The following is a 23,661-nucleotide window of genomic DNA, read 5'->3' as shown; positions in this document are numbered from 1 at the left end:
TTGCACTTCAGGAGTTTTTTTATGCAGGTTCCCCGCAGCCTCTTGCCAGACTGCAAAGAATATTAAAAGAGGGTTAAAGATCCTTTCAGACTTCTTCCGGGTCTGTGTTAAGCCCCATGGGGTTTAACGCCTCTGCCCGGTTAAAATACGCTCTGGTTTCCGCAACCACCACACCGCTGAGGGCAATGATGGCGATCAGATTCGGCAGAGCCATCAAAGCGTTAAAGATATCCGCAATGGTCCAAACCGCTGAAACCGTCATAAACGGACCGATAAAAACAGCCAGAATATACAGCCAGCGATAGGTTGTCACCGCTGCGCTTTTTCCATTGGCCAGATACTCCAGGCAGCGTTCGCCGTAATAATTCCAACCCAGAATCGTGGTAAAGGCAAAGAACACCAGGCAGGCCATCAAGAGAAAAGAGCTGACCTGCGGCGCGAAGGGCAGGCCTGTTTGAAAGGCATGGGTCGTAACCGCTACTCCCTCAAGTCCGATGTCCCAGGCTCCGGTGATGACAATGCTGAGTCCTGTCATGGTACAGATGATAATTGTATCAATAAAGGTTCCTGTCATGGAGACCAGCCCCTGACGGGCAGGCTCCTTGGTCTGAGCGGCGGCCGCCGCAATGGGGGCGCTCCCCAAACCCGCTTCGTTTGAGAATATACCTCGGGCAATCCCCTTCTGCATGGCCACGATAATGGCCCCGATCGCCCCGCCGGTTACTGCGCGCATGCCGAAGGCACTCTGAATAATTTCGAGCAGCGCGGCCGGAATGGCTTTAAAGTTCATGATCAGAATCAAAAGACAGCACAGAAAATAGGCAATCGCCATAAAAGGTACAATAATTTCAGAAACCCGCGCAATCCGTTTGATCCCTCCAATAACCACCAGCCCCACACAAAGCGTTAAAATCAAACCGCTGATCACAACAGTCCAGGAGTAATCCGAGCCAAAAAGGCTGACCGTCCAGGCATTGTTCGGGTCAAAAAAACCGTTGACCGCGGAGGCAATCCCATTAACCTGCGTAAAGGTACCGATGCCCAAAAGGCCGACTCCTGCCCCGAAGAAAGCGAAAATTTTACCCAGCCAGCGCCATTTTACCCCCATACCGCGTTCAATGTAATAAAAAGGGCCTCCCAGCACATGGCCGTCCTCCTCAATAACACGGTACTTGATGGCTAAAACGCCCTCGGCATATTTGGTGGCCATCCCAAAGAAGGCCGCGATCCACATCCAGAACAGCGCGCCGGGGCCGCCAGCAACAAGAGCCGTTGCCACACCGACGATATTGCCTGTGCCGATGGTGGCTGATAAAGCCGTGCACAAAGCGCCGAAGCTGGTGACCTCACCGGTCCCGTCTTCTTCATTTTTAACCATAAACTTAAGCGCTTTTGGTAAGTGACGAATCTGTAAAATATGCAGGCGGCAGGTCAGGTAAATACCGACTGCCAAAATCAAGACAATGAGCGGAATTCCCCAAACCTTATCATCCACCCATACCAGAAAATCAGTGAATTGTTGAAACATTTTTGTTCCTCCTTCTTAATATCGTTGGAGTTGAACAAAAGCAAAATAACTGCTCTGTCCTTTTGCCTGAGAGATAGCCCTGAAAACAGGGGGTACACCTTCGGCGCTCTTTTAAAAGAGACTCTCCAGAGTTTTGTTGCATCTTAAGCCTTTCTTAAGGCAACGTATAAAAGTGTACCACACCTTAAAATAAAAGACAATAGTCTTTTCAACAAAGACAAAAACAAATATGCACAAAAATAAAAACAGCAGATCCGGCACACAGGGGGTACCAAAATCTGCTGTTCTCTATTTTTTGAATTTCACGGCAATCTGAGGCCAGACAGGAACGGGTATAAGAACCACCCCAAGCTCCTCCCTTACCCTTGTTGTAAACTGAAAAGCCAGCACATCCGGATTGACGCACCGCGCGTTGGCTGCGTAGTGGGCGGCGCTCTCCGCAATAGCCTTTATCTTTCTGTATTCGCTGTATTCCAGACTTTCCTCCGTCTCATATACATATTGCTGTCCCTTAACCCCAACCACCAGAAACGGCTTTTTTTGCTCATCCATTTTTGATCTTCTCCTATTCCGGGAAATGGTAACGCCCTGCTGCGATTTTCAGCAACTCCCTGCCAAGATTTCCCTTTTTAATGGTATTGATATCCAAAATCACGATGCCCATCTCCCTTGCCCGGATATAAAGGCTGTGATTTGTATTCAGACAATTGTCCGCAGTTATGAGGACAGCCTGTGCCATGTCTCCTCCAAAGCGCTCACACAGTGTCTTAATCTCATATAAATCATAGGGAGAACGCTTGGTGATGCTGGTTTTACAGGAAATAAACAGTGCCCGGATCCCCTTCAGCAAAACCACATCAATCTCATTCTGCGGATAATGATTCTTATTCTCATAATCCCAGCCGATGACAGCGCTCATAACCAGATCATCGAAACCGCCGGTCTGGGCGGCGCTCAGATAAGTGCAGAGCTCCAGCCAGACCCCCTGGTTTGTGAGAAGCCGCCTGATTTCCGTATTTTCAAACCGAAAGCAGACGCGCCGGCTGTCAATAGCCAGATCGTGAATCGCACCCGCCTTCTGCAAAGCGTAAAACACATCCAGATTTTTAAACTGCCGCAGCAGCATATTGACACGGCCATCCCGTTTCTCACTGACCTCCAGACAATCGTAAGCGTGCTCCTCCTCAGCTGCGTTGCGGCACACATACTGGAACCAGATGCTGACATGGGGCCACTCTTCCAGAAACCGCAGAAAAACCTGGCATATCCTGCCAATACAGGCCTCCTGAGCCGCGTCGCCAAGGTTTGGATAATAATGGTCGGTGCGTTCCAGACGCGCGCCGTAGGCCAGCAGCAAATCGCTGATATCAAGCTTTGGCAGCACCAGCGGCTCACGCCGCTCTCCTTCACTGGTAATCCAGATCAGCTCCTGACTGTCCACATCCTTATACAGCTGCGGAACACCGCGCAGCGCACAGAAATGCCCTACCAGGGCCAGAAGCAGATCCGGGCCTCCGGAAATTTCAAAAACACAGTCCGCATGCTCCCAGGTAATCTGCTCAAGCATCCGCACCACCCGGTTGCCGTCCTTTAAATCCGGCTCCATAAAGCGCAGCTCTGCCTCAATGCCCTTTCGTCTAAGCAGACGCTCAACAAGGCTCTGGACCCGGTCAGTAAGACTGCCCTTCAGGCCGATGAATATCAAAACTTCCGGCTTAAAGATCAGCGCCGCCAGAATATTTTTGACCGGATGGGCCGGATCATAAAGCTCAATTAAGGTCTTCATAGGCTTTTTTGTAAGCCGCCAGCGTCCGTTCGTCAAACAAAACAAACAGAATACGGTCAAAGCTGTCCGCATGGGCATCCCAAAAATCCTGAACGGTCTTCAGCGCAATGGCGGCCGCCTGATCCACCGGATAATGGTACACCCCGGTTGAAACCGATGGAAAGGCCACCGACCGCGCGCCGGCTTCCTGAGCCCGCATCATGGCGTTCCCATAGCAATCCCGCAAAAGCGCTGCCTCATGCTGTCCGCCGCCGTGCCACACCGGCCCGACTGTATGGATAACATATTTGCAGGGCAGCCGGTATGCTCTGGTTGTTTTCGCCCCGCCGGTGGCGCATCCCCCCAGAGTCCGGCACTCTGCCAGAAGCTCCGGCCCGGCCGCACGGTGGATGGCGCCATCCACACCGCCGCCGCCCAGCAGCGAGCTGTTGGCCGCGTTGACAATAGCGTCCACACCATAATCCCTTGTGATATCGCCCAGTAAAAGTTCAATGTTTCCCATCCTTTTCCTCCTCTGCTTCCATTTCACATAAAATTATCCAGACATGCATCCCTGCCCATCCTATTCCTGTTTGATCAGATCCTCCCAGTTAACCTCATAGGGCGAATCATACGATGGATTGCGCACAAAGGAAAAGGACGTCTCATCATAATAGAAATAATTGGTATCACAAATAATGTCATCCCGGATCTTCTGCATTTTATCGGAATAATCCCGGGCGCTTTTCAGGCGTCCGTCCTTAAACTTGAGCAGATACACATCCTTGTAGGCATAATGCTTCTGAACACCTGTGGATTCATAAAAATCCTCCACCAGATCCCGCCCAATAAACATACCGCCGCTGTAGGCTGCCGGGATATTGACGCCCCGGTAAACCTTAAACAGGCTCAGAAAAAAGTCCTGGCTGTTGGCCTCTGGAGCCACGCCCCTGATTTCCGGGTAATGGCCCAAGGTGGTCATGTACAGGTTTCTCAGGCACAGACGGCCCTCGCGCAGACCGTACTGCCCATAAAAACCCCTGGCGCAGGCTGGACAAAAGGATACTGGAAAAGCGCCGTAATCCGAAGGATCAAACACCAGCGGATTTTCCAAGGCTGTGATATGATATGCTTCATTTTTGAAAATATACTGATCTGTAAATTGAACGGTCATTTTGTATTCCTTTCCGTAACGGAAATTTTTTCTTGCTTCCCCATCATTTTATGAAAAAAGGCAGACCTGAATAAAACCTCAGCCCTGCCCTCTATCGTTTTTCATTATACCCCATCGGCTAAAAAAAATCAATGCGGGTAAAGGTTTATACCCCAGAGTTAAACCGGCGAATCAAGCCGCTTTCTTCCGCATGGCGAGCAGAGCCCGTTTGTATGCTTTTGTCACTGCCGCCGGGCTCACGCCCTTTTGGGCGGCCTTGTTGTTGTAATACATCAGCAGATGCCAGTAGGCCTGAAGCAGCTTGGACAGCCGGGCGGTCTCCAGCACCTCTCTGTTGATCGGGATATCGTTCTGGCACTGCAGCTCAAGGCCTTCGTTAAGATTTAGCTCATACAAACGCGGTACCTTTCCGGTCGTTTTGATCATCATTTCCACAAGCGACCGCGCGGCCGGGGTGGGGCTTTGAGAATGGCCTGGGCCGGGGTGTCCTCTGGGGTGATGAGGGGGATTAAGGTGTAGTGGGATTCGGGGAGGTGGATGGTCATCATGGGGCTCCTTTGGTTTTGATTTTTTGTATTCGGCGGGCGGTGGGCGGATTGGGGGTTATAAAAAACCGGAAGGCGAAAGGCATTGTAGTATGCTTTCGCTTGCCGGGTGGGTGTCCCGGAAAGCATGGATTTAATTGCAAAAAATTATTTTGCTGACAACTTTGCATTTAATCTATATTTTTTTATCGAAGCAACTCGCTTATGCCAAGGAGGGAATGTTATAATAAATCACGCAGTTGAAAAACAAATCATTTTCTTAAGCGAAAATTTCAAAAAAGTTCGCAGACTACTAAAAGTCCACGAACAATTCCGCCGCTATTTCAACCATAAAAAACACGCGTATTCCCCTGATTTTATCACGGAATACGCGTTTATTTTTTACACTTTACTCATTTTCTTCCTTTTCATTCCAAAAGGCCCGGGTCTCCTGCCGGACGTCCTCTGCATTTCTCACCTTTATATAATGGGACAAATGCGGCGGGAAGAGCCGGCGGTAGCCGCTGCTTGAAAACCGGCTGTCGATAAAGAGCACCATGCCCCGGTCAGCCTCATCCCTGATGACGCGTCCAACGGCCTGGAGGACCTTATTCATGCCAGGAAACTGATAGGCATAAGCAAAGCCGCTGCCCTGCTTATCGTCATAATAATTCCGGATAATATTGCGCTCATCGCCGATTTGCGGCAGGCCCACGCCCACGATAACGGTTCCGATGAGGCGGTCTCCCTTGAGGTCAATCCCCTCGGAATAGATACCGCCCATCACACAGAATCCGATGAGGGTTTCAGGATTTTCGGCGTCGAAGGCTTCCAGAAAAGCTTCTCTTGCGGCCTCGTCCATATCCCGCTCCTGTGCCATGGACCGGATGTCTGGAAAACGCTCTCCAAAAACTTCATAGACTGCACTCAGGTAGGCATAGGATGGAAAGTATGCCATGTAATTGCCCTTTTTCCCTGCCGCAAAGGCAGCGATCATTTCGGCGATGGGGGTATAGCTCTCTTCTCTGTCCACATAGCGGGTGCTGATGGTATCTGCCAGCAGAATACCAAGCTTTGACGGGTCAAAGGGGGAGGGCAGCTCGTAGCGCGGGGTTTCCTCCTCGCCGCCCAGCACAGCGATAAAATATTCCAGAGGGGTGAGGGTGGCTGAAAAGAGAACGGATGCCCTGCCGCAGGCCAGCCTTGCCCTCAGCAGCAGCGCCGGGTCCAGGCACACCTGTTTCACGATCACCTCGCTGCCGTAGGTGTGGATGGTGGTAATATAGTGCTCATCGTAAAACTCGGCGATCTTTAAATAGGTCCGGGCTTGAAAATAAAGCTCCAGCACCGCGTCGGCTGCTGGGTGGTCCGGGTGTTTTTTCTGCCAATCCTCGCAGGCAAAGCAGAAGAAGCCCAGAAGCTCGTTAAAATCTCCAAGCTCCTCCCTGCTGATGCGGGACCGGCTGTCCGGGCAGCTTTTGCGCAGGTCGATCATGGCCTGGTTCACCTTGTTCAGGGGCTCCTTCAGGCGTTTGTCCGTTTTGGTCAGCTGTCTTTTAAGGTTCAGAAAATCGGATTTCCTAAGAGCAGCCGAGTACATTTCCCTTGCCCTGTCTACCAGATTGTGGGCCTCATCCACCAGAAAGACGTAGTCCCCTTTCTCGTCTATAAAAAAACGCTTCAGGGCCACCAGCGGGTCAAAGAGATAGTTGTAATCGCAGATAATGGCGTCGCACCAGAGCGTAAGGTCCAGCGAAAACTCAAAGGGGCACAGATTATTCTCAAGGGCGATGGCCTCAATATTCTCTCTTGAAAAGACGGTATCCTGCTGGAGCACCTCATAGAGCACATCGCCCACACGGTCAAAATAGCCGTCGGCATAAGGGCAGTCGTCTGGGTTACAGCTGCGTTCGTCCAGAAAGCAAATTTTATCCTTGGCCGTCAGGGTGACCGTCCGAAGCGCCAGACCCTTTTCCTTCATGAGTGTGAAGGCGTCCACAGCAGCCTGCCGGGTGATGGTCTTGGCTGTCAGGTAAAAGAGCTTTTCTGCCATACCGCCGCCCAGGGCCTTGACAGAGGGAAACAGCGTGGACAGGGTTTTTCCGATGCCAGTGGGCGCCTGGCAGAAAAGCTTACCGCTCTTTTTGATGGTGTTAAAAACAGCCACAGCCATCTCCCGCTGGCCTCTGCGGTAGGTTTTATAAGGAAAATCTAAAGCATGGATGGATTGATCCCGCTTTTCGACCCACTGGCGCTGCATCTCTGCCCAGCGGATATAAGCGTCTAACAGGGCAAGATAGAAATCCTCCAGCTCGACGACGGAAAAGCTTTTACGGAACCGGCGGATTTCTTTTGTATCTACCTGATAATAGGTGAGCTGGATATCAATGAAGTCAAGCCCCTGCTGGCTGCCGTAGATATAGCCGTAGCATTTAGCCTGGGCCCAGTGTACTGGACGGCTGTCTTCATCCATGTCCTCCAGGCTTCTGGTGATGGTTTTAATCTCGTCGATGACGATAATGCCATCCTCCTCAAAAATCCCGTCTGCCCGGCCCTGTATTTTAAAGGTAAAGCCCTTCACATCTGTGGTTTCTGCCAGAGTGACCTCTGCCCGGTAATGCTCTCCGGCTTCTTTTTGCAGTTTTCGATGGATACGCGCTCCTTCTGCTGCCCGGTCAAAGCCACCAAAACGGCTGTCAATGCTGCCTGAGCGCATAATAAATTCTACCAGCTCCCGCACCGAAAGCTCTACTACCTCATAGGCCATACTCATCCCTCCCTTCTCGGTAAAGCTATTGTAGCACAAACCCACCACAATGTGAAATTGCCTCTGCTGCTCCGGCGTGCTATAATGGGCATAACTTACAAAGCGAGGTATCATACCATGTACGATTATATGAAAAGCCGCCCCGAGGAGGGTGCCTACCGCGGCGCCTTTGATGAAAGCCGGCGTAAGCTGCGCGCCCTTGACCCTGTGGTCATCGAAAAAAACACCGGCTGCGCTTATGACGAAAAAACAGGGTGCTTCAGTCTTGTCTGCTTTGGCCAGCCCCTGACGATTCCCTATCGGGACGGTGATGTGTTTTTTTCAGGCACGGCTGAAAAGCCTGAGATCAGCTGGCGGCTCATCGCGCTCAATTATTTTTCCCGCGCTGTGGAGCTTCCTCTTTCGGGTAGATGGATTTCCTATAAGGATCAGCCTAGAGGCGCTGTTTTTTACCCGAACATCCGGAAGAATGTCATTGAACCCATGGGTGTTTTCTATGACCGCTGTGATCTTGAAATACTGAAAGCCAGTCTGCCGGAAATCGGCTTTTCGATCATCCCGGATAAGGCGGATCTCTGTGCACAGGGGTTCTTTGCGCCGCGTATTCCTGCCCGCATCCAGTTCTGGGCAGGTGATGAGGACTTCCCGGGTGCTTTCCAGCTTCTTTTTGACGCCACCATCAGTGACCAGATGCACATCGAAGACAGTGTGGCTCTTTGCAGCCTGGTGGCGGATCTGCTTCAGGAGCAGTACTATCTGAAGCTTAAAAAAACAGCTGATGACGACCGGTAATTTTTACCGGTCGTCAAAATGTCTGCTTTATTTTCATAAGGGCGGGTATATTTATACTATAAAAATAAATTTCAATCAGGAGAATGCCATGATTTTTTTAATACCTGCCATTATTATCCTTATCCTGTTTTACCGTCTGTATTATAAGCAGAGGCGCCCCATTGCCGGCGGCATTTTGATAACAGTCCTCCTTGCCCTGTTTCTGCTGGGGCTTTGCGGTTATGCGTTGATGTCCCCTCTCAGCCCGGTTATCTGGGTCATACTGGGAATCGTCGCTTTGATATTTTTAATGGGGCCCCTGCTGCTGCTTTTCTCAAGCATTGCGTTGATGATCAATGGGCAGCGGATGGTATCGCGCGAGGGAACACGGCTCAGCAATTTTCTACCCTTATTTCTCGGAATCATCATGCTTGCCGCGCTGATACTGTTCTACACACTTCCCTTTTTTATGAATGTCAATCCTGTCATACCACTGATCTATTCCATGCTGGCGATTGTCGTTTTGTTTTTCGGCTTTCTGTTTATCAGCTTTGCCAATGCCTCTGCCCTTTACTACTTCAACAAGCCTTCCTACGACGAGGATTTTATTCTGATCCTGGGCTGTCGGGTGATTGACGGCAAGGTTACACCGCTTCTGGCCAAGCGCCTGAACCGGGCCATTGCTTTTTATGAAAAACAGATGGAAATGACTGGAAAGAAAGCAAAATTTGTTGTCTCTGGCGGTAAAGGAATGGATGAATCGGTTTCGGAGGCCTTGGTAATGAAGGATTACCTTTTGTCCAAAGGCTATCATAAATCGGATATTTTAGTGGAGGAGCATTCCCGAAACACCCGGGAAAACATGCTGTTTTCCAAGGCGATCATTGACAGGCTTAAGCCGAATGCCCGGGGCATATTTGTAACCAGCAGCTTTCACGTTCTCCGTGCCAGTCTTTATGCCCGTGACGCTGGGCTTGACTTTACTGGTGTTCCCGCAAAAACAGCGTTTTACTATTTTCCAAACGCCTTTCTCAGAGAATTCATCGGGGTGCTCTCAATGAACCGGCAGACCTACGCCATCGTCTTTGCCGCTCTGGTCCTCTGTACCATGGTTCCCCAGCTTGTCTTTTTAAACATGGGTCTTCTGTAAACTGAAAAAGGACAGACGCGATCGTCTGTCCTTTTTATATTAAAGCTTTATTTCATATATTTTTCAATAATATCATCCGCTAATTCTTCAAGAACACCCATGTCATAGAAGAACTGAAGTGCAGCATAGCGGTTGCGCAGCTCTTTGGCATACATCAAAATATCCTTGAATTCTTCCTTTGTTACATTGAACTCTGCCGGACTGGTAAGACCGTGGAGGGCTTTTAACAGCTGCGGCGCTTTCTGGGTATCTGCCACCACGTCTTCCATCAGGCTCACCAGCTTCGCTTCATTATTCTGAATGCTGTCAATGCGTTTTTCAACCACTTCAGGATCATTCTGATGTACCTGCTTATAAAGTTTAATGACTTCATCTGCGCCCAGGCCAAAGGAACGCTTGATTTCCTTTTCCCAGGTGTCATAGTCAAAGGTTTCTGCGTGCGCGCGTGCTTTATCATAGTCGAAAGGCATGGTCAGGAATTTTGCGTACATATCGCTGACGATGCAGGTTGCCATGCCAACACAGGTGCCGTGCAGCTGGCCGTATTCGCCCTTGAAGATGGACTTCATTTCCAGGAAGTGGGAGATATGATGCTCGGAGGCAGACGCCGGTCTGGAGAAACCGATATAGCTCATGGCAATCCCGATGAGCACCAGGGATTCCATCAGGTACTGAAGCGCGTCGGATTCTCTGTTCACGAGGCCCGGCACCGTATCCACACATTTTTTAACAGAGTAGAGCACCAGCTCTCCGACCTCTGGGCAGTAATATTCGCCGTTGATCAGCTCAGACATTTTCCAGTCGTTGATGGCTAAATATTTACCTAAAACATCGCCTAAACCAGCCGCGATCATGACATCCGGTGCAGTGGCCAGAATATCGGTATCACCGATGATGGCATTGGCACATTCTGCGGAATAGGTGATTTTAAGATTGTTATGAACTAAAGGAGAAACGTTTGAAGCGTAGCCATCCATAGATGGTGCCGTCGCCACAATATAATACGGCAGTCCCGCGCCAAACGCGACATAACGGGTTAAGTCATTTAAAGAGCCTGAGCCAATGGCAATGATCAGCTTGGTATCAGCCGGTAAATGTTCCTTCATTTCTTCGGCGTATTTATCTTCTGCGTGCATGCTCTTATGTGGGAAAATATATTTTTCAACAGGATAGCCTGCTTGCACTACCATACTTTCAACGCGTTCACCGGCTACTTCCCAGGTATTGACATCAGCCACGATAAAAACCTTATCGCTTTTACTCAGGATGCTCCCGTCTTTTAATTTCTGGGTTTCCATAATGCCTGGCAGTTTGTCTAAAGCGTTTTTGCCGATGGCGATATTTTCGATGCTTGCGATATGTTTTTTGCCGCAGCTGCAATCAAACTCGTGGTTAATCAATTCGTTAATGGATAATTCTTTAAAACTCATGTTTTTCTCCTTTTGATTTTATAAATAGGTTAGATTCAGATATTTCATTTGTTTTTTAAGGAACACAAAATCATAGATTTGGGTTCTCTAGTTCTGGCCGTAATAGGCGTTTTCGCCATGCTTGCGGTAGAAATGTTTGTTTAAAAGCACATCCTGCATTGGGTACGCGCCGCCAGCCAGCTGCTCGGTGTAGAAGGCCATCATGGCCAGCTGGTCTAAAACAACCGCATTGTGGACAGCCTCGTGCGGGTCTTTCCCCCAGGTAAACGGGCCGTGGCTTTTAACCAGGACGGCTGGCATATAATCGGGATTGATGTCCATATCATTGAAGGTTTCAACAATAACCTTGCCAGTATTGAGCTCGTAGTCACCCTCAATTTCTGTATCGGTCATAACACGCGTGCAGGGGATCGGGCCATTGAAGTAATCAGCATGGGTTGTTCCGTAAGCATTAATATCTTTTCCTGCCTGAGCCCAAATGGTCGCCCACTGTGAGTGGGTATGTACCACACCGCCGATATTCGGAAATTTACGGTAAAGCTCAAGATGTGTGTCGGTATCGGAGGATGGATTCAGGTCTCCTTCTACCACTTTACCATCTTCTAACGCGACAATGACCATATCTTCCGGCTTTAGCTTGTCGTATTCCACACCGGAGGGTTTAATGGCAATCAGACCTTTTTCCCGGTCAATACCGGATACATTACCCCAGGTAAAGGTAATAAGCTTATACTCCGGCAGCAGCATATTGGCTTCATAAACTTGCTGTTTCAGTTCTTCTAACATGGTTCCTCCCTAAATGATTAAAAATTTCTGTCGATCTTCAAATGTTCTTTTTGTTACTTTATGTTTTTATAATAGCACATTTTTAACATTTCGTCAATTGTAAATTGATAAAATCCTCCAAAAAACAAATAATTTGGGACAAAAAAAGTCATTCCCCCTGTTTGGGGAATGACTTTTACTGACTATTTAGCTGCTTCTGCCTTGATGACTTTCAGACGTTTCATTACGTCGTTTTCGCCGCGGCCGAAGTAATCGTGCAAGATGGCATATTCCGCAAACAGCTTGTCATATACTTTTGCGTTTTCTTCATTTGGTGTATAAAGAATATCTTTTTCATTGGCCAGAACCTGAGCAGCTTCAAATACAGAATCGTAGCCGCCCTCAGCAGCGCCTGCTGCTACAGAAGCCATAACCGCAGCGCCAAGGGCCGGGCCATACTCGGAGCCCGCAATGCGGATCGTTCTTCTGGTAACATCGGCGTAGATCTGCATCATCATGGCATTCTTCATGGCAATGCCGCCAGTTGCGTACAGATTATTGACCGTTACACCGCATTTTTCAAAGTTTTCAATGATTTCTCTGGTACCATAAGCGGTTGCTTCGATTAATGCGCGGTACATTTCCTCTGGTTTTGTCTGCAGTGTCATACCGAGCATCATACCCGTCAGGTCGTTGTCGAGGAGGACGGAACGGTTGCCGTTCCACCAGTCAAGCGCGATGAGTCCACTTTCACCGACCGCCATTTTTTCAGCTTTTTCGGTTAAAATCTGATGCAGGTTTAGGCCGCGTGCTCTTGCTTCTTTAGCGTATTCTTCAGGAACGCAGTTGTCAACAAACCATGCAAAATGATCCCCTACACAGCTCTGTCCGCCTTCGTATCCAAAATAACCTGGCAGAATACCATCTTCAACGACGCCAAAGACGCCGGGCACAATTTTTTCTTCTTTAGAGATCAGCATGTGGCAGGTGGATGTCCCCATGATCATGAGCATCTGGTCCGGACCAGCCTGTTTCATGGCACCCGGTACACCTGCATGGGCATCGACATTAGCAATGGCCACAGCGGTACCAACCTTAAGGCCTGTCAGCGCGGCACCCTTTGTGTCAATTTCGCCTGCTCTGCTGCCGATCGGTGAGATTGGGCAGTTTAATTTTTCTTCCACCACATTTTCAAACTGTGGGTCGAGTGCTTTATAGAAATCCTTTGACGGATAACCGTCTACTTTGTGATATAAAGCCTTGTAGCCTGCTGCACAGGAGTTTCTGGTCTGTTTTCCGGTCAGCTGCCAGATTACCCAGTCGCCAGCTTCAATGTAATAATCCATGTCTTCATATAATTCATGGTCTTCAACACAGATCTGCCACAGACGCGGTGTCATGGATTCAGATGACGCCTTGCCGCCATAGCGGGCCATAAAATCTTCTCCGCGCTGTTCTGCAATTTCAGTCAGTTTATTGGCATAGCTCTGAGCGCCATGATGTTTCCACATCATAACATACGCCATTGGGTCGTTCTTATATTTGTCTAAGAAGCACATAGGTGTGCCGTCAGCTTTTACCGGCAAGACTGTACATGCTGTAAAGTCAACCCCTACGCCGATAACATCTGCCGGGTCTACCTGTGTGCGTGATAAAACTTCCGGAACCGCGTTCTTGAAAACGTCCAGGTAATCCTGCGGATGCTGGAGTGCATAGTCCATTGGCAGCTTTGTGCCATCCGGCAGCTCTCTGTCCATTACCGCATGCGGATAATTGTAAAATGCCGAGCCAATTTCTTCCCCTGTTTTTACATTGACCACAACTGCTCTACCGGAGAGCGTACCGAAGTCGATACCGATTACATACTTTGCCATCTTTGTTATTCCTCCTCATGTTTTAAATGAACCTTTAACATGTTCGTTTGGATACTTTATGTTTGTATAATAGCACATTTCATAATAGAAGTCAACCGTTTACCTTTAAGCTACTTGCAATTAATCCTAAAATGGTTTATTCTATAGATAAGTGACACAAAAGAGCACATAAAGGAGACATAAACGATGTTAAAAGAACAAAGAGAGGAACAAATTCTACAACTTTTGGAACAACACGGCAGTGTAGAGGTTTCACAGCTCTGTAATCTTTTTGGCGTTACCAAAATGACGATTCGCAGAGATCTTGATAAATTGGAGAATGAAGGAAAAATTTCCAGAACACATGGCGGTGCTGTCTTAAACAATACAGATATTCTTTTGGAAAAACCTCTTTATGTGCGTTTAAACACAAATACCGAACATAAAGAGCGCATTGCCAGAAGAGCCGCTGCCATGATTTCAGACGGTCAGAAGATTTTTCTGAGCTCCGGCACCACTGTCTTTACCTTGGCGCGGCAGCTGGACAATTCCAGACGTCTGCTTATTGTGACCGATGGTCTCAACACAGCCCTTGAGCTCAGCAAGCGCACAAATATATCCATTATCATCATCGGAGGTGAACTGCGCAGTAACACCCTGGCAACAACCGGCAGTTTTGCAGAGGGAATGATCCGGGAATTTAAGTTTGAAACAGCTTACATCGGTGTAACCAGCATCGGCACAGACGGCTCTCTGCACCACGGGAGTCTGGTGGAAATCGGACTGTATAAAGTGCTGGCTGAAATCTCAAAGAAACTTGTGATTATGGCCGATTCCGACAAGCTTGGAAAGGATGACTTTGTCTGTGTAGGAAAATTAAAATCCGGCGACACACTGATCACAGACTCTGACGCAGACCCTGACATTGTAAAGCTATACCGGGATATGGGTGTTGAGATCATTCTGGCATAATTTTCGTTTTCGCAAATTCGCAAATATGCTATAATAGCATTAGGATTAATTTTGTCAAAGGATGTGACGCCATGAATACAACCCTTACGCTCAATAAAGCAATCCAGAACCTCTCAAAGGCCATTCAAATAAAAACAATTTCCAACAGGCCCGGACGTGTACCAGACTATCAGCCTTTCGATGATTTTATTGTCTTCTTGAAGGAGGCCTACCCTATCTGCCACGAGCATCTTGAGCACACCCGTGTGAATAATTATGGACTGGTTTACCGCCTGAAGGGTAAAAACCGCGATGCAGAGCCCTTGCTTTTTCTGGGGCATTATGATGTTGTTCCGACCGCCCCGGGCAGCGAATCGAAATGGACCTACCCGCCTTTCAGCGGTACTGTTGCCGATGGCTATATCTGGGGGCGCGGTGCTTTAGACGACAAATTCCAAATTATTGCTCTTTTCGAAGCACTGGAACGCTTTATTACCATGGAGTAGCAGCCTGAGCGTGATGTTTATCTCGCCTTTGGATTTGATGAGGAGGTTGGCGGAAACCTTGGCGCCTCCCGGATCGCTTCCTTTTTCAAGTCGCAGAATATTCAATTTGACTGTGTGCTGGATGAAGGCGGAATGTGTATTGAAGATCTTTTCCCGCAGATTAACCGCCCAATGGCGACTGTCGGCGTCGGCGAAAAAGGGCAGGCCAACTTAAGGGTTACCTTCTCACAGAAGGGCGGGCATTCCGCTGTGCCTTCACCGGGCAGCGCCATCTATCATCTTTCAAGGCTTCTGGTCAGCATCGAAGACCATCCTATGCCTCCGCACCTCACCGAGCCGATTAAACAGCTGCTCAAAAAGGTCTCACCGGATGTCCATGGTAAAAGACGTCGTTTTTACGACCATATCGAGCTTTTAAAGCCTGCGCTCTATAAAGAGCTCTCAAAAGTACCCATGACAAACGCCATGATAAGAAGCACCATTGCTCCAACCATTCTGCAGGGCAGTGATATGGCTAATGTACTTCCAGGAGAGGCATCTGCTATTTTAAACTGCCGTATACTCCAGGGCGATACTGTGGAGGATATGATCCGGCATATCACCAGGCTCTGTGGCAAGAAAAAACCGGATTTTGAAATTTTGATGAATCATCCCCCTTCTGCATTCTCGGAAACTGATACCCAAGCCTACAGGCATCTGGAAGCCTGTATTTCTGTTATCTTCCCTGGCGCAGAAACGACGCCGACCATTTCACTGGGCGGAACAGACGCGCGTAAATACGATATTGTATCAAAAAATATTTATCGTTTTACCCCTGTTCAGGTCACTAAAAGTGAACGTGATGCCATGCACAACATCAATGAACGTATTTCCATTGAAAACCTGGGCCGGGCCATTACTTTTTACACCACGTTTATTCAAAATTACCGGTAAATCTCAAAAGACACAGAGGCTTTTACTTTCGTGTCTTTTTTATTTTTTAAAATTATGTGAATGTCAACATAAAATTACAAAATTCTTGAAAAAAGTTTAAAGCTTAGAGAGTTCAAGCTCGAAAAGCTCAGCAGAACAGCAGTAATTGAGGATTTTCCGCGGGTAGTGATTAATACGATCAATGACCTGCTTAATGTAATGTAAGCTTAAATCAGCGATTTTTTCACCTTTTTTGATGAATCTTCGGATAAAGCGGTTATAGTTCTCGTTACTGCCCCGTTCGCAGGCGGTATAAGGATGGCAATAGTATGTTGCCGTCCTTTTCTTTTTGGTGTAAAGCGATTTTTCTATTCCCTCTGGGTTTCTGAACTCAGCGCCATTGTCCATGGTAATGGTTTTGAAGATTTTTTTAAATTTGTGCTTATACTTCCGCTCAAGAATGTCCAGACACTGAATGACACTGGCTTCATTTTTTCGGGACATGCGAAAGACAATGCTGTCCCGGGTTTTACGTTCGGTAAGGACAAGCAGGCACTGCTGATCGCTCTTCAGGGATTCAACGCAGTCCATTTCCCAGTGACCAAAGGTTTGACGGTCAAGGATTTCCTCGGGACGGTTTTCAATGCTGGTACACTGTTTGACTTGATATTTCCGCTTAACGCGCTTTATTGGCCGTTTTTTTTTGAGCCCTTTCACAGGTAGGTTTTTGTTTGTTACACCGGGAATATAGCCCTTGTCAATGGCATAATAAAGGCTTGTGGTGCAGGGAATATCTTTTTCCGGGTGTTCTTTGCGTAGTGTTCCAATGGTAGCGTCTGGGCTTAACTGCTCTTTTATAAGCTTGTGCTGAATGAGTGTCAGGAGCTCCTGATCACGCAGTACCTTTGGCTGTGTGCCTTTGTTTTTCTGTTTTTCCAAAAAGTCGGACTGTGCGAAGTCTGCGCAGTAGGTTTCATACTCGATCAGATCAGAGTTCAAAAGGGCGATGGTGCCCCGCTTGATTTCATTGTAAATAGTCTTGAGGGACTTGTCTAAATTTTTAGCAATTTCCCGTTTGGGCATGTTGGCTTTAAGATAGCCTTCAAGCTGTATTCGTTCCTCTTCGGTAAAATATTTGTTTTTCATTTTTGTCCTCCTATCTGGAGGACTGTAAAGCCTCCAGTTCGATTTTCTTTTTTTCAATGTGCTGAGCTAACTGGCGGTAGTCATTCGGCTTAATATAATTGCAGTCCTTTAAGCCTGCCAGATAGCCTTTTAGATAATACAATTGGTATAAATTTTCTGAGTGCGTGATTTCTTCCAAAACTCTAAGATATTTCATAAATTTTCATACTCCTTAAAATAATCCTTGAACCAGTCGATACTATCGACAAAGGTGGATTTCGAATACAGCCCTTCAAAAGCCATGGAAAAGTCAAGGGGCTTGGTAAGTTGACCTTCTTTGATCTTCTCAGCGGTTTTAAGACCTCTGGAACAGTAGTACATCTTTTTGTTAAGTGCAATACTAGTTGTGTCTAAATTCTTTGAAATGTATTTCGTGATGTAAAGTGCGGTCTTGACATTATCCCGGATCGGCCCCAGCGAGTTAAAGCCAAACTTTTGACGGTAGCTTTCCCAGCTAATATAGCCTTTTTCAGAGAGCTTTTTAAGCGGGTGGGGTTCCATGTCCTGACAGGGAATTTCTGAGAGTAAACCGTGCATGTGCCAATTTTTACCGTCCTTGTGTAATTCTGGTATGAGCAGATACTTGATGTCTATCTGGCGTTTCTTCCGCTGATCTCTGATAAACTGACTGAGGTCTTTTATAAAGGTGTCCAGATCATCACGCTGGTACTTTTTTGGGTCGAGGGTAAAAGTACCAAACCAATTCCAATCATTGCACAATGCTTTTTCTAAAACCTGTGATTTTGTCCTTGAAAGGGAGTGCGCTAGTTTTTTATCATGTTTACCTTGTCCTTTCTTTACAGTCTGCTTTTGGTCTTTCTTGCCTTTTATAAGCTGTTTGCAGATGGTAATCTTATAATTATTTTCACCAAATTTTTTGATCTGTACGACATTTTTTCTTTGCGTCTGCATACAATTTCCCGTAATATGTGACTTATGTCAAGTAGCGGGCTCCGCCCGCCGTCCGGGTTCCTCTCCCGAGGACTTCCGGTCAGCGTGCGGGGCCGCTTTCTTAGACGTAAGTTTCATCTTTGCGGGTTCACCGCCAATACGCACGATCTCGCCGCTTTTTATCTGATCTTGAATAATCTTTGTAGGTTTAACAGCAAGCGCAGGATTGAATTCAAAAAACGTATCATAAAGCCCTCCGTAATATTTTGAGTAGGTAAAAAAGTCGGCGCTGTTCTTGTCCTTGATGGCCGTATTGCGCTCGACCGCAATGAACAGTTGAAAGGGGAGCCAGCGGTACAGCCAGTAATTGTTAGCGTGACGGTGGTGTACCTCGATTTCCACCAGTGCCCGGATCTGGCTGTCGATTTGGTTCAGGTTCTGTTGAATAAGGATAATATCATAGCCGTAATGGCGGTGCTGGGCAAAGAAGGACAGAAAGTCCAGGCGATCCTTGGCGTTCCAGGTACGGCTGTTAAATTTAACCGATGCTTCATCAATCACCAGCAGGGTCTGTCCCATCTTCCGGGGTTCGTGCATGGTGCGGTTGAACTGCATGAGAAGGGGGACAGTGATATCATCGTTGGAAAAATAGAAAAAGTGTCCCCGGTTCTTTTTGATCTCGTTGACTTTGATGGGAAAATTCGCAATGACGTTTTTGCCCTCCTCGAGCCAGCCGACCACATTTCGGGTAGCGTGTAAGCTTTTTCCACTTCCGGGGGTTCCGGTGTAACATTTGGTTGACATGGTTGTCTTTTGTACCTCCTATTCGATTCTCAGAATGTGCATAATCCACTTGATAAACTTATAGCCCACGATGCAGGTTCCCCAGGCAAGGAGTACGGGCATCATGAGATTGACGGGCAGGAAATAGTTCACGTAGCCCATGAACTCAGACGGGACGTCAAGGGTAATGCCCGTAAAGGGGGAGGTGGGCAGAATGTTGACAATCCAAGCGATAATCCCGCAGATGAGCGTAATTAAGAAGTTGATAATCAGAATGAAGAAATCTGCGATCATTCGTCACCACCTCCAAAGAACATGCCAAAGGTTTTCCACGCTAAGCCGATGATAAAGGCAATAAAAGCCAGATTGCGGAACAGTGGGGCGTACTCGTCAAACATGGACAAGTCCCCTTTGATAGGAATCTTCCCGGCGCCGACCGAGGTGAAATCGACCTCCCAATCAAAAGCGAAGGGGACGGGCTCGGCCTGAAAGATTCCAAACAGGCGGATTAGATCACCGGGCAGGGAGAAGGGAAACTTTTCGCTTAAGTTGTCGGGCATGCTATTCAGGGCGTCGAGGTTTAAAGACAGCGTGGGGACAAAGGCGGCTTTCATGAACTTTAACAGACCATCCATGAAATCACCGATGGGGTTGACCCATTTGTCCCCGTTGTATTCGGGTGTGGGTTCCGGCGGTGTCGGGGTTGGTGTGGGCTCGGGGGCTTCGCTTCCGGGCTGATCGGGTGTAACATCTTCGTAGCCGGGGAGGTCTGGGAGGTCATCGGTGTTCGGGTTGTAGCCCTCGGGCAACTGCGGGAGCTCGTCAGGGGTAGGGTTTACAATCAGATTCTCAGTCGAACCGTCAATGTAGTTTGTAATATTATTTATGACTGTTTGGGGCAGGCGGGTTGGGAGTTTTACTTTGTTTGGTAACTTGTTTTTAAAATCAGGTCGATAAATAGACGTTTGATCACCTGTTGCTAAACCTAAAAATTTTGTAAGAATAAGATCATTATCTAAACCAACAGACCAATCCGGAAAAGGAGACACAAAAAACGAAAAACCAAATGAACCCGGTCTATTAATACGATAATTACTGCTGCCAACAATATCAACATAGAAACCGGCATAGCGTTTACCATCTTTTGCTATAACATTGTTAACAATACAATTTTTATATGAACCATAATCCTCGAAGTACCAACCTGTTAGCGGAAAGTACGGTATTTTTATAGTAGGCCACATACCTTCTGTCGTTTCTGGATTAAGAGTAACATAAAGACGGTTGTTCCCATAAGTTCCTAAGAGGGTTCGGCCTTGGGATTCGTCTTCGGGAATCGTTGGCCATACTACATCTACCACCCCTTTTAAGACGGCGTACAGGGCTTTCCCGCTGTATTTGCTCCAGTCGATGTCTTTTCCGGCTTTTAAATCGTTGTCGAGGTTTTGGAGAGCGTTAAGCTGTTTGTTATATTCAGTGGGGTCTGGAAATACAGCCTGTAGGTTAGCAGTTAGCTCTTCATTGGTAGCTGTCATTTGTTCGGGAGTAAGAATAATATTATTCGCATATCCCGCCGCTTTCATTCCTAAAAGAATAGAAGCTATGCAAGCTGCGCCAACTATTAAAGGATTTGCTTGTACCCGTTTTGGTTGAAAGAACGGCATAATAGCTATTAATAAGCTTAACAAAACACTAATAACTTTTAAAGAAACATTTCTTTTTATTTTTAATTCCATATTTTAAATCCTTTCAATAGATGTTATAATAAACAAAAAGAGGTGAAAAAATGAAACTACTTTCAATCATTATTATGCTTTTGCTTGTTATTGTAATATGGCTAATAATTGGAGCAAATCATACAAATAGCGACTTTTTTAAAAAGCTACATGATATGGCGTATCAAAATAAACTTAGCAAAGCTTTATTTTTCATCCTCATTGTCATTATGATAATAATAATATGGAGAATATAAAAAACCTGTCTGCCAACCTAAACAGGAAGGCCGACAGGCTTTTTTAATGAGTGCGTTAAGATGTGGATTTGTTGAATGCTTTCTTACCGATCTTGTAGACGGCAAAGACAACAACAATGGCTACGCCAGCACCCAAGATGCCGAGTACCGGAGCCTGTAAACTCGAAATAGCATCGGTAAAAGACTTGGTCATTTCAGTAATCGCAGTGGTTAAACCTTCGCTCATGGTGTCACCCCCTTTCAGTGCGTGGAATTCCAAAAGGCTTTAAAGATCAGATAGCCGCAGAATGCGACCACCCAGAGGGTTAAGCTGCCAAAAAAGCCTAAGATGGTGAAGTGAATGAATAGATTAAAAAACTGTAGTTCCATGTTAAAACCTGTCAAATATCTTTGAAAGCATGTGGGTCACGGGTACGGCGAGTACGCCGCCGAAGATCAGGCCTGCCATGGTTGCTTCTATGGTCATTATTTGTAGGGTTGTCATATTACCTCCCGTACTCAGCGATGTGGATAATAATTTATAAAAATTTTGAAAGCTATAAAGGATACGCCTAAAACAGCGACAACTAAGCTAATAACTGCTAATACAATCATGGTGCCTCCTGTAGCTTAAAACCAGTCTCTATAGGCGAATATCAAACCTACGACCACTCCAAGCATAAGAAAAATTAATTGAATATTCATAGTGCCTCCTGTAGTTCCAATCCGGCCACGCCGACGGCGTGGGGCAGGTGAATAAATCAGGCAAGTACGCTTTGCCAAGCTTGCCTAATTTTTCACCTGTTCCTGTATGGCCCTTGCGGGGGCGAGAAAGGGGTGATCTTCCAGCATTTCTTCTAAGATGCCGTCACAGAGGTAGTAGGTGGCAAAGGCTTCAAAGGCCATCTGTGAAATATCGTTGTAGCGTTCCTGTAACGCTTTCTTTTCTGCTTTGTCCATGGCGGTCCTTAAGCCGCGGTCTTGTGTTCCTGAATCAAAACGGGGTGGCCTTTAAGGTCACAGAAAATCGTGACGTTCTTGCCGACGAAGGCGTCGAAGTTAACACGCATTCTGTCGTAGTCGGCTCGGGAGATGAATTTCTTCTCGGCTTTCTGTCCTTTGACGTTGTCGTCTTTGGACATGAGGAAGATGTTAAAGCCGTCAATGCGTCCTCCGTCTTTGGTTTCAAAATTTAAAATCTGATATCCTGCGAAATAATAGTTCATATTTTCTTTTTTCCTTTCTGCTCTATCAGCGACCCGGTATAGCGCTACCGGGTTTCGTCTCAATTTTCAGAGACTCGTCGGGCTGATTCCGTGAATACACAAGCTTCATAACCATCGGCGTAACCCAAATGAAGGAGATTAAAAGATGGCGTTCTCTCAACTTCTGTTGCAAAGTCCTTGAACCGTATAACCGACAATATAAACATCTTTTGCTTTCATTACCAGTACCTCTTATAAGTTTATTCAAAGTAAAGAGCACAACCTCTTAAGTACTTTGTAATTTCATTATAAAACTTTTCTTTTTTAAAATTATATAAAAACCGCTTGCGAGTTCTGTTTTACAGCGTTATCATAAGAACAGGTTTACATAATTAGGAGGAGAGAATGTATAAACGTAAGTACCGAAACACTGAAGATGCTATCTCAATTTTAGGCTTTGGCTGTATGCGCCTGCCAAAAATCAACCCGGACAGACCGGAGATTGATGAAGTGGCCGCGCAGGCACTTTTTGACTATGCCTTTGAACATGGCATTAACTATTTTGACACAGCTTTTAACTATCACCAGCGGCTGTCTGAACCCTTTGTGGGCAAAGCTCTGAAAAAATATCCCCGGGATCAGTTTTATCTTGCCAGTAAGATGCCAGGTTTTCTGGTAAAAGAGGAAAAGGATGTCGATGAGATCTTTGAAAAGCAGTTAGAAAACTGTCAGGTAGACTATTTTGATTTTTACCTTTGCCATGCGATTTCGGATGAAAGTTTCAAAGTCTATGATGACTGTAACATTATGGAACATCTGCTGAAGCGCAGGGCTGACGGACAGATCCGCCATCTAGGCTTTTCCTTTCACGGCTCTCCGGAAAAGCTGGAGGAGCTGGTTGAACGTTACGACTGGGATTTTGTCCAGCTTCAGTTAAACTATGTGGACTGGAATGTTCAGAATGCCAAGCGCCAGTATGAAATTCTTGATGCACATGGTCTTCCATGTATTGTCATGGAGCCTCTGCGCGGCGGCACCCTGGCAGTCCTCTGTGATGAGGCGGCTGCTGTTCTTAAAGAAGCTGAACCAGATAAAAGTCTGGCTTCCTGGGGATTGCGCTATGCTGCCACTCTGCCAAATGTGCTCACTGTGCTCAGCGGCATGTCCGCCATGGACCAGGTCGCTGATAATATCTGTACCATGGAAAATTTTGAACCCTTATCCGAATCCGAGATGGCGCTTGTCAACAAGGCCGGTGATATTTTCACTAAAACAAAGACCATTCCCTGCACTGGCTGCCGGTATTGTATGGACTGCCCCTCCGGCGTAGAGATTCCAGGACTTTTCAAGCTCTATAATGAATATATGCTGGGCGAGGACAAAAATGATTTTGTCAACGGCTATAAAGCGCTGGGCCCAGAAAAGCAGGAATCACAGTGTACTGCCTGTGACCAATGTACAGAACATTGCCCGCAGAGCATTGATGTTCCTGAGGCCTTAAAAAAAGTGACCGCGCTGGCGGAAAAGCTTTTATAATAAACAAAAACCGT

The 23,661-nt window shown here is 47.0% G+C and carries 23 protein-coding genes, 1 pseudogene and 1 riboswitch; of the genes and pseudogenes, 5 read left to right on the top strand and 19 right to left on the bottom strand.

Annotated elements, in window-relative coordinates; all coding sequences use genetic code 11:
• Nucleotides 1–85 precede the first annotated feature (85 nt).
• From FYJ53_RS06400 to FYJ53_RS06370, 7 genes are all read right to left on the bottom strand, one after another.
• Nucleotides 86–1,528: a sodium:alanine symporter family protein gene (locus FYJ53_RS06400; protein WP_090411584.1), complete on the bottom strand. Its 1,443-nt coding sequence runs from the start codon at nt 1,526–1,528 to the stop codon at nt 86–88.
• A gap of 44 nt (nt 1,529–1,572) precedes the next feature.
• Nucleotides 1,573–1,667: riboswitch (glycine riboswitch) on the bottom strand.
• A gap of 149 nt (nt 1,668–1,816) precedes the next feature.
• Complete coding sequence (locus FYJ53_RS06395) at nt 1,817–2,080, bottom strand: hypothetical protein (protein WP_013379683.1); 264 nt, start codon at nt 2,078–2,080, stop codon at nt 1,817–1,819.
• Between the two features lie 13 nt (nt 2,081–2,093).
• Nucleotides 2,094–3,314, bottom strand: coding sequence for a Card1-like endonuclease domain-containing protein (locus tag FYJ53_RS06390; RefSeq protein ID WP_013379682.1), 1,221 nt, complete (start codon nt 3,312–3,314; stop codon nt 2,094–2,096).
• Entirely contained in the window at nt 3,298–3,816 is a 519-nt protein-coding gene (locus tag FYJ53_RS06385) for an O-acetyl-ADP-ribose deacetylase (RefSeq protein WP_013379681.1), read from the bottom strand. The genes FYJ53_RS06390 and FYJ53_RS06385 overlap by 17 nt, the downstream gene beginning before the upstream one ends.
• Before the next feature lie 60 nt (nt 3,817–3,876).
• Nucleotides 3,877–4,467 (bottom strand): hypothetical protein, encoded by a 591-nt coding sequence (locus FYJ53_RS06380; RefSeq protein ID WP_013379680.1) that lies wholly within the window; start codon nt 4,465–4,467, stop codon nt 3,877–3,879.
• Nucleotides 4,468–4,638: 171 nt separating this feature from the next.
• On the bottom strand, nt 4,639–4,896 hold the full coding sequence (locus tag FYJ53_RS06375; protein ID WP_154557217.1) for a hypothetical protein: 258 nt from the start codon (nt 4,894–4,896) through the stop codon (nt 4,639–4,641).
• Nucleotides 4,897–5,400: 504 nt separating this feature from the next.
• The gene (locus FYJ53_RS06370; RefSeq protein WP_154557216.1) at nt 5,401–7,758 is read right to left on the bottom strand and encodes an ATP-dependent DNA helicase; all 2,358 of its coding nucleotides are present in this window, start codon (nt 7,756–7,758) and stop codon (nt 5,401–5,403) included.
• A gap of 117 nt (nt 7,759–7,875) precedes the next feature.
• Here FYJ53_RS06370 and FYJ53_RS06365 point away from each other — a divergent pair, with 117 nt between their 5' ends.
• The gene (locus FYJ53_RS06365; RefSeq protein WP_195840245.1) at nt 7,876–8,550 is read left to right on the top strand and encodes a DUF3786 domain-containing protein; all 675 of its coding nucleotides are present in this window, start codon (nt 7,876–7,878) and stop codon (nt 8,548–8,550) included.
• A gap of 88 nt (nt 8,551–8,638) precedes the next feature.
• Nucleotides 8,639–9,679 carry a YdcF family protein gene (locus tag FYJ53_RS06360; protein ID WP_195840244.1) on the top strand — a complete coding sequence of 347 codons (1,041 nt, stop codon included), beginning with the start codon at nt 8,639–8,641 and terminating at the stop codon, nt 9,677–9,679.
• Nucleotides 9,680–9,726: 47 nt separating this feature from the next.
• Here FYJ53_RS06360 and FYJ53_RS06355 read toward each other — a convergent pair whose 3' ends face one another.
• The 3 genes from FYJ53_RS06355 to FYJ53_RS06345 form a co-directional block, all read right to left on the bottom strand.
• Nucleotides 9,727–11,109 carry a sn-glycerol-1-phosphate dehydrogenase gene (locus tag FYJ53_RS06355; RefSeq protein WP_013379674.1) on the bottom strand — a complete coding sequence of 461 codons (1,383 nt, stop codon included), beginning with the start codon at nt 11,107–11,109 and terminating at the stop codon, nt 9,727–9,729.
• A gap of 87 nt (nt 11,110–11,196) precedes the next feature.
• A complete protein-coding gene (araD, locus tag FYJ53_RS06350) occupies nt 11,197–11,895 on the bottom strand; it encodes an L-ribulose-5-phosphate 4-epimerase (RefSeq protein WP_013379673.1) in 699 nt (232 codons plus the stop codon).
• A 182-nt stretch (nt 11,896–12,077) separates the two neighbouring features.
• Nucleotides 12,078–13,748 (bottom strand): ribulokinase, encoded by a 1,671-nt coding sequence (locus tag FYJ53_RS06345; RefSeq protein WP_038353526.1) that lies wholly within the window; start codon nt 13,746–13,748, stop codon nt 12,078–12,080.
• Nucleotides 13,749–13,934: 186 nt separating this feature from the next.
• On the opposite strand from FYJ53_RS06345, the gene FYJ53_RS06340 reads away from it, so the two are divergent.
• Both FYJ53_RS06340 and FYJ53_RS06330 read left to right on the top strand, forming a co-directional pair.
• Nucleotides 13,935–14,699 carry a DeoR/GlpR family DNA-binding transcription regulator gene (locus FYJ53_RS06340; protein ID WP_013379671.1) on the top strand — a complete coding sequence of 255 codons (765 nt, stop codon included), beginning with the start codon at nt 13,935–13,937 and terminating at the stop codon, nt 14,697–14,699.
• 71 nt (nt 14,700–14,770) lie between these two features.
• A pseudogene (locus tag FYJ53_RS06330) lies at nt 14,771–16,117 on the top strand (M20/M25/M40 family metallo-hydrolase).
• A 96-nt stretch (nt 16,118–16,213) separates the two neighbouring features.
• Here FYJ53_RS06330 and FYJ53_RS06325 read toward each other — a convergent pair.
• The 9 genes from FYJ53_RS06325 to FYJ53_RS06285 all read right to left on the bottom strand — a co-directional run bounded on the left by FYJ53_RS06325 (nt 16,214) and on the right by FYJ53_RS06285 (nt 22,132).
• A complete protein-coding gene (locus FYJ53_RS06325; RefSeq protein WP_154557211.1) occupies nt 16,214–17,242 on the bottom strand; it encodes an IS30 family transposase in 1,029 nt (342 codons plus the stop codon).
• Between the two features lie 10 nt (nt 17,243–17,252).
• A complete protein-coding gene (locus FYJ53_RS06320) occupies nt 17,253–17,438 on the bottom strand; it encodes a hypothetical protein (RefSeq protein ID WP_154557210.1) in 186 nt (61 codons plus the stop codon).
• On the bottom strand, nt 17,435–18,193 hold the full coding sequence (locus FYJ53_RS06315; protein WP_154557209.1) for a hypothetical protein: 759 nt from the start codon (nt 18,191–18,193) through the stop codon (nt 17,435–17,437). Before FYJ53_RS06315 ends, FYJ53_RS06320 begins: the two co-directional genes overlap by 4 nt.
• Before the next feature lie 27 nt (nt 18,194–18,220).
• A complete protein-coding gene (locus FYJ53_RS06310; RefSeq protein ID WP_154557208.1) occupies nt 18,221–18,976 on the bottom strand; it encodes a zonular occludens toxin domain-containing protein in 756 nt (251 codons plus the stop codon).
• 18 nt (nt 18,977–18,994) lie between these two features.
• Nucleotides 18,995–19,249, bottom strand: a complete 255-nt coding sequence (locus FYJ53_RS06305) for a hypothetical protein (RefSeq protein ID WP_154557207.1) — start codon at nt 19,247–19,249, stop codon at nt 18,995–18,997.
• Complete coding sequence (locus tag FYJ53_RS06300; RefSeq protein ID WP_154557206.1) at nt 19,246–20,691, bottom strand: hypothetical protein; 1,446 nt, start codon at nt 20,689–20,691, stop codon at nt 19,246–19,248. Before FYJ53_RS06300 ends, FYJ53_RS06305 begins: the two co-directional genes overlap by 4 nt.
• Nucleotides 20,692–20,982: 291 nt before the next feature.
• Nucleotides 20,983–21,153, bottom strand: coding sequence for a hypothetical protein (locus tag FYJ53_RS06295; RefSeq protein WP_154557205.1), 171 nt, complete (start codon nt 21,151–21,153; stop codon nt 20,983–20,985).
• A gap of 542 nt (nt 21,154–21,695) precedes the next feature.
• Entirely contained in the window at nt 21,696–21,866 is a 171-nt protein-coding gene (locus tag FYJ53_RS06290; RefSeq protein ID WP_154557204.1) for a hypothetical protein, read from the bottom strand.
• A gap of 8 nt (nt 21,867–21,874) precedes the next feature.
• The gene (locus tag FYJ53_RS06285; protein ID WP_154557203.1) at nt 21,875–22,132 is read right to left on the bottom strand and encodes a hypothetical protein; all 258 of its coding nucleotides are present in this window, start codon (nt 22,130–22,132) and stop codon (nt 21,875–21,877) included.
• A 384-nt stretch (nt 22,133–22,516) separates the two neighbouring features.
• On the opposite strand from FYJ53_RS06285, the gene FYJ53_RS06280 reads away from it, so the two are divergent.
• Nucleotides 22,517–23,647, top strand: coding sequence for an aldo/keto reductase (locus tag FYJ53_RS06280; RefSeq protein WP_154557202.1), 1,131 nt, complete (start codon nt 22,517–22,519; stop codon nt 23,645–23,647).
• The last annotated feature ends 14 nt before the right edge of the window (nt 23,648–23,661 follow it).

This window comes from Eubacterium sp. BL-380-WT-2B, from assembly GCF_009696115.1.
GTDB classification, from domain to species: Bacteria; Bacillota; Clostridia; order Eubacteriales; family Eubacteriaceae; genus Eubacterium; species Eubacterium callanderi.
This window is presented reverse-complemented; position numbering and strand designations above follow the sequence as displayed.

Excerpts from the sequence above, each read along its gene's own strand:
- FYJ53_RS06400 (WP_090411584.1), bottom strand. The coding sequence starts at position 1,528 with ATGTTTCAACAATTCACTGATTTTCTGGTATGGGTGGATGATAAGGTT.
- FYJ53_RS06395 (WP_013379683.1), bottom strand. The coding sequence starts at position 2,080 with ATGGATGAGCAAAAAAAGCCGTTTCTGGTGGTTGGGGTTAAGGGACAG.
- FYJ53_RS06390 (WP_013379682.1), bottom strand. The coding sequence starts at position 3,314 with ATGAAGACCTTAATTGAGCTTTATGATCCGGCCCATCCGGTCAAAAAT.
- FYJ53_RS06385 (WP_013379681.1), bottom strand. The coding sequence starts at position 3,816 with ATGGGAAACATTGAACTTTTACTGGGCGATATCACAAGGGATTATGGT.
- FYJ53_RS06380 (WP_013379680.1), bottom strand. The coding sequence starts at position 4,467 with ATGACCGTTCAATTTACAGATCAGTATATTTTCAAAAATGAAGCATAT.
- FYJ53_RS06375 (WP_154557217.1), bottom strand. The coding sequence starts at position 4,896 with ATGATGATCAAAACGACCGGAAAGGTACCGCGTTTGTATGAGCTAAAT.
- FYJ53_RS06370 (WP_154557216.1), bottom strand. The coding sequence starts at position 7,758 with ATGGCCTATGAGGTAGTAGAGCTTTCGGTGCGGGAGCTGGTAGAATTT.
- FYJ53_RS06365 (WP_195840245.1), top strand. The coding sequence starts at position 7,876 with ATGTACGATTATATGAAAAGCCGCCCCGAGGAGGGTGCCTACCGCGGC.
- FYJ53_RS06360 (WP_195840244.1), top strand. The coding sequence starts at position 8,639 with ATGATTTTTTTAATACCTGCCATTATTATCCTTATCCTGTTTTACCGT.
- FYJ53_RS06355 (WP_013379674.1), bottom strand. The coding sequence starts at position 11,109 with ATGAGTTTTAAAGAATTATCCATTAACGAATTGATTAACCACGAGTTT.
- araD (WP_013379673.1), bottom strand. The coding sequence starts at position 11,895 with ATGTTAGAAGAACTGAAACAGCAAGTTTATGAAGCCAATATGCTGCTG.
- FYJ53_RS06345 (WP_038353526.1), bottom strand. The coding sequence starts at position 13,748 with ATGGCAAAGTATGTAATCGGTATCGACTTCGGTACGCTCTCCGGTAGA.
- FYJ53_RS06340 (WP_013379671.1), top strand. The coding sequence starts at position 13,935 with ATGTTAAAAGAACAAAGAGAGGAACAAATTCTACAACTTTTGGAACAA.
- FYJ53_RS06325 (WP_154557211.1), bottom strand. The coding sequence starts at position 17,242 with ATGAAAAACAAATATTTTACCGAAGAGGAACGAATACAGCTTGAAGGC.
- FYJ53_RS06320 (WP_154557210.1), bottom strand. The coding sequence starts at position 17,438 with ATGAAATATCTTAGAGTTTTGGAAGAAATCACGCACTCAGAAAATTTA.
- FYJ53_RS06315 (WP_154557209.1), bottom strand. The coding sequence starts at position 18,193 with ATGCAGACGCAAAGAAAAAATGTCGTACAGATCAAAAAATTTGGTGAA.
- FYJ53_RS06310 (WP_154557208.1), bottom strand. The coding sequence starts at position 18,976 with ATGTCAACCAAATGTTACACCGGAACCCCCGGAAGTGGAAAAAGCTTA.
- FYJ53_RS06305 (WP_154557207.1), bottom strand. The coding sequence starts at position 19,249 with ATGATCGCAGATTTCTTCATTCTGATTATCAACTTCTTAATTACGCTC.
- FYJ53_RS06300 (WP_154557206.1), bottom strand. The coding sequence starts at position 20,691 with ATGGAATTAAAAATAAAAAGAAATGTTTCTTTAAAAGTTATTAGTGTT.
- FYJ53_RS06295 (WP_154557205.1), bottom strand. The coding sequence starts at position 21,153 with ATGAGCGAAGGTTTAACCACTGCGATTACTGAAATGACCAAGTCTTTT.
- FYJ53_RS06290 (WP_154557204.1), bottom strand. The coding sequence starts at position 21,866 with ATGGACAAAGCAGAAAAGAAAGCGTTACAGGAACGCTACAACGATATT.
- FYJ53_RS06285 (WP_154557203.1), bottom strand. The coding sequence starts at position 22,132 with ATGAACTATTATTTCGCAGGATATCAGATTTTAAATTTTGAAACCAAA.
- FYJ53_RS06280 (WP_154557202.1), top strand. The coding sequence starts at position 22,517 with ATGTATAAACGTAAGTACCGAAACACTGAAGATGCTATCTCAATTTTA.